This window comes from Luteibaculum oceani (genome assembly GCF_007995015.1).
Taxonomy (GTDB): Bacteria; Bacteroidota; Bacteroidia; order Flavobacteriales_D; family Luteibaculaceae; genus Luteibaculum; species Luteibaculum oceani.
The window spans coordinates 198,757-211,342 of record NZ_VORB01000004.1 but is presented as its reverse complement, the minus strand read 5'-3'; the positions used below and the strand labels follow the sequence as shown (position 1 = coordinate 211,342).

Annotated in this window: 12 protein-coding genes; all 12 read left to right on the top strand. The window is 40.1% G+C overall.

What is annotated here, in order from left to right; genetic code table 11:
* Window positions 1–43 precede the first annotated feature (43 nt).
* On the top strand, window positions 44–1,729 hold the full coding sequence (ettA, locus tag FRX97_RS05635) for an energy-dependent translational throttle protein EttA (RefSeq protein ID WP_147014215.1): 1,686 nt from the start codon (window positions 44–46) through the stop codon (window positions 1,727–1,729).
* A gap of 241 nt (window positions 1,730–1,970) precedes the next feature.
* A complete protein-coding gene (gene hisS, locus FRX97_RS05630; protein ID WP_147014214.1) occupies window positions 1,971–3,347 on the top strand; it encodes a histidine--tRNA ligase in 1,377 nt (458 codons plus the stop codon).
* Window positions 3,337–4,833, top strand: a complete 1,497-nt coding sequence (gene hutH / locus FRX97_RS05625; protein ID WP_147014213.1) for a histidine ammonia-lyase — start codon at window positions 3,337–3,339, stop codon at window positions 4,831–4,833. The genes hisS and hutH overlap by 11 nt, the downstream gene beginning before the upstream one ends.
* Window positions 4,834–4,866: 33 nt before the next feature.
* Window positions 4,867–5,358, top strand: coding sequence for a hypothetical protein (locus tag FRX97_RS05620; protein ID WP_147014212.1), 492 nt, complete (start codon window positions 4,867–4,869; stop codon window positions 5,356–5,358).
* A 202-nt stretch (window positions 5,359–5,560) separates the two neighbouring features.
* Window positions 5,561–6,418, top strand: coding sequence for an ATP phosphoribosyltransferase (gene hisG / locus FRX97_RS05615; protein ID WP_147014211.1), 858 nt, complete (start codon window positions 5,561–5,563; stop codon window positions 6,416–6,418).
* Window positions 6,418–7,695 carry a histidinol dehydrogenase gene (hisD, locus tag FRX97_RS05610; protein ID WP_147014210.1) on the top strand — a complete coding sequence of 426 codons (1,278 nt, stop codon included), beginning with the start codon at window positions 6,418–6,420 and terminating at the stop codon, window positions 7,693–7,695. Before hisG ends, hisD begins: the two co-directional genes overlap by 1 nt.
* Complete coding sequence (gene hisC, locus FRX97_RS05605; protein ID WP_147014209.1) at window positions 7,692–8,738, top strand: histidinol-phosphate transaminase; 1,047 nt, start codon at window positions 7,692–7,694, stop codon at window positions 8,736–8,738. The genes hisD and hisC overlap by 4 nt, the downstream gene beginning before the upstream one ends.
* Complete coding sequence (hisB, locus tag FRX97_RS05600) at window positions 8,725–9,873, top strand: bifunctional histidinol-phosphatase/imidazoleglycerol-phosphate dehydratase HisB (RefSeq protein WP_147014208.1); 1,149 nt, start codon at window positions 8,725–8,727, stop codon at window positions 9,871–9,873. Before hisC ends, hisB begins: the two co-directional genes overlap by 14 nt.
* The gene (gene hisH / locus FRX97_RS05595) at window positions 9,873–10,472 is read left to right on the top strand and encodes an imidazole glycerol phosphate synthase subunit HisH (protein WP_147014207.1); all 600 of its coding nucleotides are present in this window, start codon (window positions 9,873–9,875) and stop codon (window positions 10,470–10,472) included. Before hisB ends, hisH begins: the two co-directional genes overlap by 1 nt.
* The gene (gene hisA / locus FRX97_RS05590; RefSeq protein ID WP_147014206.1) at window positions 10,463–11,179 is read left to right on the top strand and encodes a 1-(5-phosphoribosyl)-5-[(5-phosphoribosylamino)methylideneamino]imidazole-4-carboxamide isomerase; all 717 of its coding nucleotides are present in this window, start codon (window positions 10,463–10,465) and stop codon (window positions 11,177–11,179) included. The genes hisH and hisA overlap by 10 nt, the downstream gene beginning before the upstream one ends.
* Window positions 11,180–11,935: an imidazole glycerol phosphate synthase subunit HisF gene (hisF, locus tag FRX97_RS05585; RefSeq protein ID WP_147014205.1), complete on the top strand. Its 756-nt coding sequence runs from the start codon at window positions 11,180–11,182 to the stop codon at window positions 11,933–11,935.
* Complete coding sequence (gene hisIE, locus FRX97_RS05580) at window positions 11,936–12,559, top strand: bifunctional phosphoribosyl-AMP cyclohydrolase/phosphoribosyl-ATP diphosphatase HisIE (RefSeq protein WP_147014204.1); 624 nt, start codon at window positions 11,936–11,938, stop codon at window positions 12,557–12,559.
* Window positions 12,560–12,586: the final 27 nt, after the last annotated feature.

The window sequence follows — 12,586 nt, the reverse complement described above, 5'->3', positions numbered from 1 at the left end:
CTGTCCCATATCCTAGCTATATTTACCGTCCTAAAATTAAAGTATGTCAGACGATAAGAAGGTGATTTTTTCCATGGTGAAGATTAATAAATCTACACCTCAAGGAAAACAAATTCTAAAGGATATCTATTTGTCTTTCTTTTATGGAGCTAAGATTGGTATCATCGGTTTAAACGGTTCCGGTAAATCAACCGTGTTAAAAATTATCGCTGGTTTAGATAAGGACTACCGTGGCGATGTGGTTTGGTCAGAAGGTTATTCGGTAGGATACCTTCCTCAAGAACCAAAATTAGATGAGGACAAAACGGTTGTAGAAATTGTAAAAGAAGGGGTACAACATATCGTAGATGTTCTAACAGAATACGATGAGGTTAACAATCGATTTGCTGATGAGGATGTATTAAATGATCCGGACAAAATGCAAAAGTTAATCGATCGTCAAGCTCAATTGCAAGACCTTATTGATCGCTACGACGCATGGGAGCTAGATAACAGATTAGAGTTGGCTATGGATGCCCTTCGCTGTCCAGACGGAGATACTCCAATAAAGGTATTATCAGGAGGTGAGCGCCGCCGAGTTGCATTGTGCCGCCTTCTATTGCAACAACCAGATGTTTTACTGTTAGATGAGCCAACCAACCACTTGGATGCCGAATCGGTTTCCTGGTTAGAGCAGCATCTAGAGAAGTATCAAGGAACTGTAATTACCGTTACGCACGACCGTTACTTCCTTGACAATATTGCGGGGTGGATATTGGAATTAGATCGTGGAGAAGGAATACCATGGAAAGGAAATTACTCTTCGTGGTTAGATCAAAAAGCAAAGCGATTGGCGCAAGAGGAAAAAACGGAGTCTAAACGTAGAAAAGTATTAGAACGAGAGCTCGATTGGGTGCGCCAGGGAGCAAAAGGACGCCAAGCTAAAAGCAAGGCCCGTTTAAATAACTACGAGCAGTTATTGGCTCAGGAGGATAAAGATCAGATTGCTCACTTGGAAATTCCAATTCCCAATGGACCGCGATTAGGTAATGAGGTAGTGGAATTTACAGGGGTATCAAAATCATACGATGATAGACTGCTTTTTGAGAATCTAGACTTCAAACTTCCCCCGGCAGGTATAGTTGGAGTTATTGGCCCTAACGGAGCGGGTAAGACCACGATGTTCAGAATGATTTTGGGCGAGGAAACTCCAGATCAAGGAGATATCAAAATTGGTGAGACCGTTGAAATTGGATATGTAGACCAAACCCATGAGGAGTTGGATCCTGAAAAAACCGTTTGGGAAGTTGTTTCGGGTGGAAACGAAATAATAGAAATAGGCGGTAAAAGCCTAAACTCCCGCGCTTATGTTTCTAGATTTAACTTTAACGGGCCAGATCAAAACAAGAAAATAAAAGTGCTATCGGGAGGGGAAAGAAACCGATTGCATTTGGCAATGACCTTAAAAACTGAGGCGAACTTATTACTACTGGATGAGCCAACTAACGACTTGGATGTTAATACGATCCGTGCTTTGGAAGAAGGTATTCAGAGTTTTGCAGGATGTGCGGTGGTAATTTCTCACGACCGTTGGTTCCTGGATAGAATTTGTACCCATATTTTGGCCTACGAAGGAAACTCAGAAGTATATTATTTTGAAGGTTCATATTCAGAATACGAAGAAAATTACCGCAAGAGAAAGGGTATGGATAGACCAACCCGAGTTAAATACAAGAAGCTAACACGATAATTTTCCAATTCAATTAAGCCCCACCCCTAGCGGTGGGGTTTTTTATTTCACCTTGGTGCAAGGTGCATGAAATTTGATTTAGGGAATTTCCTTTTAACAAATACCTTTGCCCCGTTATGTGGTACTATTTGTTTGGTTCTATCATGCTGTACATCCTTTATATTTTTCTAAGGAAAAAAGGTGGGAACCAGCGCAAACCGGGTACCAAGCCATTTGATTTAGACCGAGATTAAAATATTATATGAAACCATCCATTCCAAAGGGGACAAGAGATTTTATTCCTGCTGATGCTAGAAAAAGAGAATATATTTTTTCAACCATCAAAAAGCATTTCAAGTCTTTTGGCTACCAACCCATTGAAACTCCAGCGATGGAGAATTTAAGTACACTAACGGGTAAATATGGAGAGGAAGGAGATCGATTGATATTTAAAATTCTCAATAGTGGAGATTATTTAAAAAAAGCCGACAAAAGCGCCCTTGCAAATGAAGATTCAAAGTCCTTAATCTCAAGTATATCAGAAAAAGCTTTGCGTTACGATTTAACGGTTCCCTTTGCTCGTTTCGTAGTGCAGCATCAAAACGAATTAACTTTTCCTTTTAAACGATATCAAATTCAGCCTGTTTGGCGTGCAGATCGTCCACAAAAAGGGCGTTACCGTGAATTTTTTCAGTGCGATGCCGATGTGGTAGGATCAGAGTCCCTTTGGTACGAAGTAGAGCTAATGCTTCTTTTCGATCGAGTTTTAACCGACCTGAAACTTCCTGGCTTTACTATTAAAATAAATAATAGAAAAGTACTTAGTGGCCTAGCAGAGTTAATCGGTCAGCCCGATAAAATTGTAGACTTTACCGTGGCCCTGGATAAGTTGGATAAAATAGGTAGAGATAAAGTAATTGAAGAAATGCTGGCTAAAGGTCTGGACGCTGCATCTCTTGAAAAAGCCTATCCAATTTTTGATTTACCAGCAGATCCGGAATCTTGCCTTGAAAAGATGAGAGATCTTCTTAAAGATTCGGCCATTGGATTAGAGGGTTTAAAGGAATTGGAATTTGTTTATACCCAGGCAAAATTAGCAGGAATAAAAAAGGCGGATTTAGCCCTGGATTTTACCCTTGCTCGTGGATTAGATTACTACACGGGTGCCATTTTCGAGGTAAAAGCCCATGAAGTACAAATTGGAAGTATCTGTGGTGGAGGTCGATACGATGATCTTACGGGAGTGTTTGGCCAAAAGGGGTTGTCCGGCGTCGGTATTTCCTTTGGTGCAGATCGCATTTATGATGTATTAGAAGCTCTGGAGTTATTCCCAAAAGATACGGCAAGGCAAAATGATGTGTTGATTTGCTATTTCGAGGATGAGATGGCACCAAATAATTTTTCTCTATGCACGACTCTAAGGGATCGCGGAGTTTCTGCTGTTATGTATCCTGAAAATGCTAAGCTTAAAAAGCAAATGAAATACGCTAACGATAACGATATACCCTTTGTAGTGTTAGCAGGTGATAAAGAATGGTCCGAAGGACTAATTCAATTAAAAAATATGGAAACCGGAGAGCAAACTTCGCATTCCAAAGACGATTTAATATTAACTATAGCAAAATACTGTGGCAAGTAAATTCATAATATCCCAAGATTTTCTCACCATAGATGATATAATTCAAGGCTTAAAGGCCGATATGGTGGAGCTTTCACCCGAGAGTAGAAATGATATAGCCAAGGGGCGAGATTTTCTGGAGAAGAAGTTAGAGGAAGCAGAAGATCCTATTTATGGAATTAACACTGGATTTGGAAGCCTTTGTAATACAGAGATTAACAAGTCGATGTTGTCTGAGCTCCAGTTTAACCTAGTTCGGTCTCATGCTTGTGGGGTAGGAGAACCTATTTCTATGGAAGTCTCCAAGCTTATTTTTCTACTAAAAATAATCGGTCTTAGTAAAGGTAATTCTGGTGTAAGTACAGAATTAATAGATCAAATGATTGCTGTATACAATGCAGGAATTGTTCCGGTTATATATGAATATGGATCTTTGGGAGCAAGTGGAGATTTAGCACCCCTTGCACATCTTGGATTGGTGCTTTTTGGTGAGGGAGAAGCTTGGGACGGTACGCAAAAGGTGCCTACTAAAAAGCTCTATCAAAAGCACGGATTGTCTCCGATTGAGTTAAAAGCAAAGGAAGGAATATCCATTTTAAATGGAACACAATTTATGAGTGCATTTGGTTGCATTTGCCTGTACAATGCCTTTCAGCTACTTAACCTAGCAAATCATAACGCGGCAATTTCTTTAGAAGCCTTTTCGGGCAATTTAAACCCCTTTATTACGGAGCTTCATGAATTACGTAAGCATCCGGGGCAAGTTGCTATTGCAGAAGTAATACAAAGCCTGCTTAAAGGGAGTAAATCCATTATTAAAAAGAAGCCTTATGTTCAAGATCCATATAGTTTTAGATGTGTCCCACAGGTGCATGGAGCAAGTTTATATGCATTGAACCATGTAAAAACTATTCTGGAAAATGAAATAAATGCGGTTACCGATAACCCTACATTATTATTCAAAGAGGATAAAATAGTAAGTGGAGGGAATTTTCATGGTCAACCGTTAGCAATCGCCTTTGATTATGCTGCAATCGCATGCGCAGAATTGGGCTCTATCTCAGAAAGAAGAGTATATAAACTTATTTCTGGAGAAAGAAATTTGCCGCCATTTTTAGTAGATGAGCCAGGAATTAACTCAGGTTTTATGATACCTCAGTATGCTGCTGCTTCAATAGTTAGCAGAAATAAACAATTATGTACACCAAGCTCGGTTGATACTATAGATTCTTCTAATGGGCAAGAAGATCATGTAAGTATGGGGGCAAATGCTGCTACAAAGTGGTTTTCCGTCGTTAAAAATTTGCATAGAATTCTATCAATTGAGTTGTTAACAGCTTTTCAAGCTCTTGATTTTCATCAACCCGAAGACACTAGTGATGTTCTTAAATCTTTATATACAAGGTTTAGAGAGCAGGTATTGTTTATGAAAAAAGATGATATTTTACATAATTACATGCAAAAAAGTGAATCCTTTACTGTCGATGCGTTTGATTTATATCTTTGATAAAGATTATTTCAATAATTAATACGTATCCCAATGGACAAGACAAGTGTTGTACACTTTTTGAGAATTCAGGAAGTGCAATTAGAAAATCAACTTAAGGCTCTGCGTCAAACTATATCTCTTATAGAGGGAGCAGATCAAGCTCCTACGGTAAATATGCCATATTCTACTCCTAAAGCTGCTGGGGATAATGCCGAGGTGGTCACAGGAGCTAGTGAGCCAAAACCAGCAAAGCCAAAAAATAGCTTGGTTGGTAAAAAGGAAATGAATGGTAGAAAGGTTAGACCCGTGAAGCTACCAAAAGCATACGATCCAAAATTGAGTTATACTAGAAAATTAGCTTATCTAATTTCCGAAAATGGACCACAGACTTCTCAGGAATTAATTAAAAGGGTTCAGGCTTTGGAGCCCAATGAGGATAAGGATAAAATTGCGAGAAGTGTAACTATTACTGCTTCTGCTATGTATCGCAAAGGGTTGGTTCAAGCCGAAAGACGTGGTAGAGCCTATGTTTACTCAGTTTAAGATTGGATTTTGAATGCGAATTCAAAAAAAATAAAATTTTATTTGGAGTTTTAGAGATTTGATTACATTTGCGCCATGATTTTCTCAACACAACATTTTCATCATCATTTATCCGGAACCGGAAAGGGGTGAGTTGTGTTATGGTGATAAATTAAATTTTAAACCAATATATAAGGCTCGCTTCGGCGAGCCTTTTTTGTTTATGGAAACTTTAAAAATTGCAATTCAAAAGGGTGGACGATTAAGTGATAAGTCCATTGAGGTTTTAAAAGACTGCGGATTTGAGTTAAATCTTGGACACAATAAGTTAAAAGCCAATGTTCCTAATTCCAATGTGGAAATATTATTTCTTCGAGATGATGATATTCCAAAGTATGTGGAAAATGGTGTAGCCCAATTGGGAATTGTGGGTGAGAATGTGTTGCTCGAAGAAAAACGAGATATCAATACCGTTGCAAAATTGGGCTTTGGAAAGTGTCGTATGTCTCTTGCCATACCAAGAGGTGAAAATTACACGGGAATTTCCTATTTCTCAGGTAAACGCATCGCCACCAGCTATGGTGAAATATTAAAAACCTACTTAAGCCAACAAGGTATTGAGGCGTCCATCCACGACATTTCTGGATCCGTTGAAATTGCTCCTGGTATTGGTTTAGCCGACGGTATAATGGACATCGTTAGTACGGGATCTACGCTTGCAATGAATGGGTTAAAAGAAGTAGAAACCATCCTTAAATCCGAGGCAGTTTTAGTTGCGAATAAAAGCCTGTCCAACGAACACAATGAGTTTCTGGAGCAACTCTTGTTCCGAATCAAGGCAGTTAAAGAAGGAAAAAATAATAGGTACATCCTGCTAAATGCGCCCAATGAGAAACTTGATGAAATTGCAGCTGTTTTACCTGGAATATCCAGTCCAACCGTCATGCCCCTTCTAAAAAAGGGATGGAGTTCAGTACACAGTGTGGTAAATGCGAAACAGGTTTGGGAGGTCATTGATGAGCTGCACAAAGTGGGAGCAGAAGGTGTACTCGTAGTTCCAATTGAAAAAATGTTCAAGTAATGTTAGCAATTTATAAAGAGCCTCAGATTGATTCGTGGTCGAGTTTATGTCAACGTCCCTCAGTAGACGCTGCAAATTTGGAGGAATTGATTAATCAAATATTTCAGTCGGTAAAATCAAAAGGCGACCAGGCACTTTTGGATTACGCAAGGATGTTCGAAGCCTCGGTTCCTAGCAAGTTTTTAATGGATGCTATCACGTGGGATAAGCTTGCAAAGGAGTGTGGAGCAGACCTTCAAAATGCCATTAAGCATGCAGCCAAGAACATAGAAAAGTTCCACAGGGCGCAGAAAACACCAGAGGCCGTAATTACCGTTGAGCCTGGTGTTGAATGCTGGCAAAAGCCCGTGCCTATAGAGCGTGTGGCAATTTATATTCCTGGGGGAACGGCACCCTTGTTTTCAACGGTTCTTATGTTGGCCATTCCCGCAAAAATTGCGGGAGTAGGGGAAATCAATTTATTTACTCCTCCCAATAAAGAAAAGTCTATACACCCTGCAATAGCCTATGCAGCCAAATTAGCTGGGGTTAGTAATATTTATACAGTTGGAGGAGCTCAGGCGGTAGCAGCGGCAACTTATGGAACGGAAAGTATTCCTAAGTGTGACAAAATATTTGGTCCGGGAAATCAATACGTTACTGCGGCAAAAATGAAAGCGCAGCAAGTAGGAGTTGCTATAGATATGCCAGCGGGACCATCCGAATTGTTGGTTTGGGCTGATGAAAATTCTAACGCCGCTTTTATTGCCTCGGATCTACTATCTCAAGCAGAGCACGGTATGGATTCTCAGGTAGTGTTAGTAACTAACTCAGAACAGAAAGTAGCTGAGGTGAAAGCAGAGTTGGAAATACAACTTAGAACGCTACCCAGAGAGGGAATCGCCAGTGGTGCGCTAAAAAATTCTTTCGCTGTAATTTTTAAAGACAGTAAGAAGTCAGTTGATTTTGTTAACACCTATGCTCCAGAGCACTTGATAATAAGCACAATGGATGCCATGGAATTATCGGAAAAAGTAAGGAATGCAGGATCTGTGTTTATTGGGGAGTATAGTCCCGAGTCCGTAGGCGATTATGCCTCTGGAACGAATCACACCCTGCCAACATCAGGCTTTTCAAGAGCATATTCTGGCGTGAATCTCGATTCCTATTTTCGCAAAATCACCTTTCAAAAACTCAGTAAAGAAGGATTGGGAAACCTATCGAGCACTGTTATTTGCATGGCAGAAAATGAGGGACTTCAAGCGCATGCTAACGCCGTTAAAATAAGACTGCAATGAATCTAAAGAGTTTTATAGCACCGCACTTATTAGGTCTAAAACCTTATAGTAACGCTAGAAGTGAATTTAAAGGTGTTGCATCGGTTTGGTTGGACGCCAATGAAAATCCATTTGATAAGGAATTTGATAACCAAATTAATAGGTATCCTGACCCATTACAGACCAAACTTAAAAAAGAGTTAGGCACTATTTACGGTGTGGATAGCGAATCTATTTTTCTCGGAAATGGATCAGACGAAGCCATAGATATGGTCCTTCGGCTTTTCTGTGTGCCGGGGCAAGACCAGGTAGTTGTGCAACCACCTACCTATAGTATGTATGAGCAGACGGCGGCCATTCAAAATGTAGCGGTGCTTTCGTGCCCTCTCAATCCATCCTTTCAGGCTAATTTAAAGGAGTTAAAACGCATAATTGAAGCTGAGAAACCGAAATTGGTTTTCTTCTGCTCTCCAAATAACCCTACCGGAAATGATATGCGCCTGAACGACATAGAGGAAATATTGCGATTGAAACAATGCATTGTGGTGGTTGATGAGGCTTATGCGGAATTTTCGGAGCAAAGTGCCATAAATCTGTTGCAGAAATATCAAAACCTTGTGGTGTTAAGAACCTTAAGCAAGGCTTTTGGTTTGGCAGGGTTGCGAGTAGGAGTTGCTATTGCCAGTCCAGAAATTATTGACTTTTTAAACACGATAAAACCGCCGTATAATATTAACCAATTAAGCCAGTTGGAAGCCCATAGGCAAATTAGTTCCGGCCGTTGGAAGGGGCATATCGAAAATCTTATAAATGAGCGAAATAAGCTTTACAAGGCTCTAAATGAGTCAGGATATTTTGAAAGTGTTTTCCCCTCTAATGCCAATTTTATTTTGGTGGAAACTAGTCGAGCTAAGGAATTGTACCGCAATTTAACCCAGCTGGGCATTGTAATTAGAGACAGAGGGGCACAAGTAAAAAATACCCTTAGAATTTCCGTAGGAACTCAAGAGGAAAATATTCAATTATTGAAAGCAATAAATACATTTTACAATGAAAAAGGCTAAACCCATTTTATTTCTAGACCAAGACGGAACTTTAATCCAAGAGGTTCCAGTTACCTGGCAGGTGGACTCCTGGGATAAGGTGAAATTTATGGATGGAGCTCTTTTTAACCTGGGCCGTATTGCAAGGGAGCTTAATTACGAATTTGTTCTAGTTTCAAATCAAGATGGGTTGGGTACCGATCAATTCCCGAAAGAGCCCTTTATGAGTATAAATAAGCACATTATAGAAACTTTTGCTTCGGTGGGTGTGCAGTTTACTGGGATTCATATTGATGTGAGTTTCGAGGATAATCCAGCACCTACCCGAAAGCCGGGTACTGATATGTTGGTGGATTACATAAATAATCCAAACTACGATTTGGCCAACTCCTACGTTATTGGAGACCGGGTTACCGACATGCAATTGGCCAAAAATTTAGGATGCAAAGGTTTTTTCCTCAATTCAGGAACGGGTTTTGATATTGATGAACAATCCAAAAAATGGATGGATGAAAACCCGGAGATGCAATTCGTTTCCAATTGGGAAGAGATATATAATCTGCTTGCTAAACCAACTAAGCGTGTTGAAGAAATCTACCGAGAAACCTCTGAAACCAAGATTTATGGTTCGGTAAACTTGGATGGAACTGGGGTGGCTAAAATTTCAACTGGCTTGGGCTTTTTTGACCACATGTTAGAACAAATTGCAAAACACGGTCAGGTGGATATTTACCTTACCTGTAAGGGCGATTTACATATCGATGAGCATCATACTATTGAAGATTGCGGATTGGCCCTCGGTACGGCCATTAAAAATGCTCTGGGCGATAAAAAGGGAATTGAACGCTATGGTTTCGCCTTGCCTATGGATGACTGTAAAGCCGAGGTTTTGATAGATTTTGGTGGTCGACCTTATTTTAAATGGGACGCTAGTTTTAAAAGAGAAAAAGTTGGAGATATGCCAACAGAGATGTTTAGTCACTTTTTTAAATCCTTCGCCGATAATGCACTGTGCAACCTGCATATTACGGCTGAAGGAGAAAACGAACATCACAAAATCGAAGGCATTTTTAAGGCCTTTGCTAAAGCGGTGAAAATGGCTAAAACAAAATCGGGAAATCCAAATGTACTGCCAAGTACAAAAGGGGTGCTGTAATGAATGTAGTGGTAATAAAATATAACGCTGGCAATACCAAATCGGTTATAAATGCCCTAGAAAGAATTGGTGTACAACCTATTTTAACGGATAAACCAGAATTAATCGCATCTGCGGATCGCGTAATTTTCCCTGGAGTTGGCCATGCAAAGCCAGCAATGGAATACCTTAAATCAAAGGGTTTGGATTTGATTATTCGAACCCTAAAACAACCCACACTTGGGATTTGTTTGGGCATGCAATTGATGTTTAAAAAGTCTGAGGAGGGAAATGTTGATGGGATGGGGATTTTTGATGGCGAGGTAATTCGCTTTCCATCGGAGCCTGGGCTTAAAATCCCGCATATGGGATGGACGGAAACACAGCTTTCCGATAACCCTTTATTTGCTGGATTAAATCCACAGGAGTTCTATTATCACGTGCACAGTTATTTTATACCATCCAGTGAAAATGCCATAGCAAAATCAAAACATGGGACAACAGAATTTGTAACGGCTGTTGAGAAAAACAATTTTTACGCAGTACAATTTCATCCCGAGAAAAGCGGAAAAGCAGGTTCTAGAATCATAGAAAACTTTATAAATCTACCATGGAAATAATACCAGCCATAGACTTAATAGATGGGAAATGTGTTCGCCTAACTCAAGGCGATTACCAGCAAAAAGTGGTGTACAATGAAAATCCTCTTGAACAGGCTAAATACTTTGAGGGCATTGGAATAAAACGGTTACATCTGGTAGATTTAGACGGAGCCAAAGCAGGGCAAGTTCAAAATCTTAAGGTTTTGGAAGGCATATGTTCAAAAACCGAGTTGGAAGTAGATTTCAGTGGTGGAATTTCGGGGACTCCATGGTGTAATGCCGTATTTGATGCAGGTGCAAAATATATGGCCATTGGATCGGTAGCTGTAAAGAACCCCTCATTACTAGAGGAGTGGATTTCGGAATTTGGTGCGGATAAAATTATTTTGGCGGCTGATGTAAAAAACGAAAAAGTAGCGGTAAGTGGTTGGGAGGAATCCTCGGACCTGAATATTTTTTCATTCCTAAAATATTGGTTGGATAAAGGCATAGTGCAAACATTTGTTACCGATATCAGTAAGGATGGAATGTTAGCAGGGCCGGCTTTCGAGTTATATCAATCTTTATTGGAAAGGTTTCCCAAGCTCCATTTAATAGCCAGTGGCGGGGTAAGTAATGCCTCAGACCTACAAAAATTAAAGAAGGCAAATTTGTCGGGAGCAATAGTGGGTAAAGCAATTTACGAAGGAAGAATCTCGGAATTAGAACTAAAATCCCTAGTGTAAATGCCTACAAAAAGAATTATTCCTTGTTTGGATATAAAGGATGGAAGAACGGTTAAAGGGGTGAATTTTGTGTCGCTCCGAGATGCTGGGGATCCGGTGGAACTAGCTGCTGCTTATGCCTATAAGGGAGCGGATGAATTGGTTTTTTTAGACATCACTGCCACGGTTGAAGGGCGTAAGACCTTTTCCAAACTAGTAGAGGATATAGCGCGGAAAATCGATATTCCCTTTGCTGTGGGTGGAGGGATATCTAGTGTGGAGGATGCCGAAATTCTATTGAGAGCAGGAGCGGATAAAATAGCGGTCAATTCCGCCGCAATCAGAAATCCAGATTTAGTAAAGGAGTTAGCACATGCCTTTGGCTCACAATGCGTTGTTTGTGCTATAGATGTAAAACAAACTGAATTGGGTTTGGAGGTCTTCTCACACGGAGGAAGAAAAGCAACAGGAATAAATGCCGAGGCCTGGGCAAAGAGGCTGGTAGATTTGGGCTGTGGTGAAATTCTACTTACTTCCATGGACCATGATGGAACAAAAAATGGTTTTGCCATCGACATCACCCGCAAAATTGCACAATCGGTAGAGGTGCCCATAATTGCATCGGGAGGTGCTGGTGAAATGAAGCATTTTTCAGAATTATTTAAAGCAGAAGGCATTGATGCTGGTTTAGCAGCTAGCATTTTTCACTTTGGTGAAATTGAAATCCCTCAATTAAAGGCTTATCTCGCTGATCAAGGAATTGAAATACGACAGTAAATGAATGAAATAAGTAAAGACTTGGAAGATCAAGTAGAGTTTTCAAAATATAGCGATGGTCTTGTTCCTGCAATAATCCAGGATTCTGCAACCGGCCAGGTTCTAATGTTGGGTTTTATGAATCAGGAGGCTTTATCCCAGACTCTTGAATCAGGAAAGGCTACATTTTTTTCCAGATCCAAAAATAGACTCTGGACCAAAGGAGAAAGCAGTGGTAATTTTCTAATAGTTGAGAATATTTACCTTGACTGCGACAAGGATACCCTATTAGTTAAAGCAAGGCCTTCTGGCCCTACCTGCCATACGGGTGAAAAAACTTGCTTTAAGAAAGATCAGATCCATTCCGTTGGTTTTTTAGAAGAGTTGAATGCGACGCTTTTGGAAAAGAAAAATTCCCCAGAAAAAGCTTCATATACTTCAAGTTTACATGCCAAGGGAATTAATAAGATTGCTCAAAAGGTTGGCGAGGAAGCGGTGGAGTTGGTGATCGAGGCTATGGATAACAAAGATGATTTATTCCTCAATGAAGCTGCCGATTTGATGTACCACTATTTGGTATTAATTCATGCCAAAGGGTATCAGTTAACAGATGTTGTAAAAATACTTCAGGCCAGGAGCAAGTAGTTTCCGTATGTTATCAAAAAGAAACTA

Coding starts and splice junctions, on each gene's coding strand:
- ettA (WP_147014215.1), top strand. CDS start 44: ATGTCAGACGATAAGAAGGTGATTTTTTCCATGGTGAAGATTAATAAA.
- hisS (WP_147014214.1), top strand. CDS start 1,971: ATGAAACCATCCATTCCAAAGGGGACAAGAGATTTTATTCCTGCTGAT.
- FRX97_RS05620 (WP_147014212.1), top strand. CDS start 4,867: ATGGACAAGACAAGTGTTGTACACTTTTTGAGAATTCAGGAAGTGCAA.
- hisG (WP_147014211.1), top strand. CDS start 5,561: ATGGAAACTTTAAAAATTGCAATTCAAAAGGGTGGACGATTAAGTGAT.
- hisD (WP_147014210.1), top strand. CDS start 6,418: ATGTTAGCAATTTATAAAGAGCCTCAGATTGATTCGTGGTCGAGTTTA.
- hisC (WP_147014209.1), top strand. CDS start 7,692: ATGAATCTAAAGAGTTTTATAGCACCGCACTTATTAGGTCTAAAACCT.
- hisB (WP_147014208.1), top strand. CDS start 8,725: ATGAAAAAGGCTAAACCCATTTTATTTCTAGACCAAGACGGAACTTTA.
- hisH (WP_147014207.1), top strand. CDS start 9,873: ATGAATGTAGTGGTAATAAAATATAACGCTGGCAATACCAAATCGGTT.
- hisA (WP_147014206.1), top strand. CDS start 10,463: ATGGAAATAATACCAGCCATAGACTTAATAGATGGGAAATGTGTTCGC.
- hisF (WP_147014205.1), top strand. CDS start 11,180: ATGCCTACAAAAAGAATTATTCCTTGTTTGGATATAAAGGATGGAAGA.
- hisIE (WP_147014204.1), top strand. CDS start 11,936: ATGAATGAAATAAGTAAAGACTTGGAAGATCAAGTAGAGTTTTCAAAA.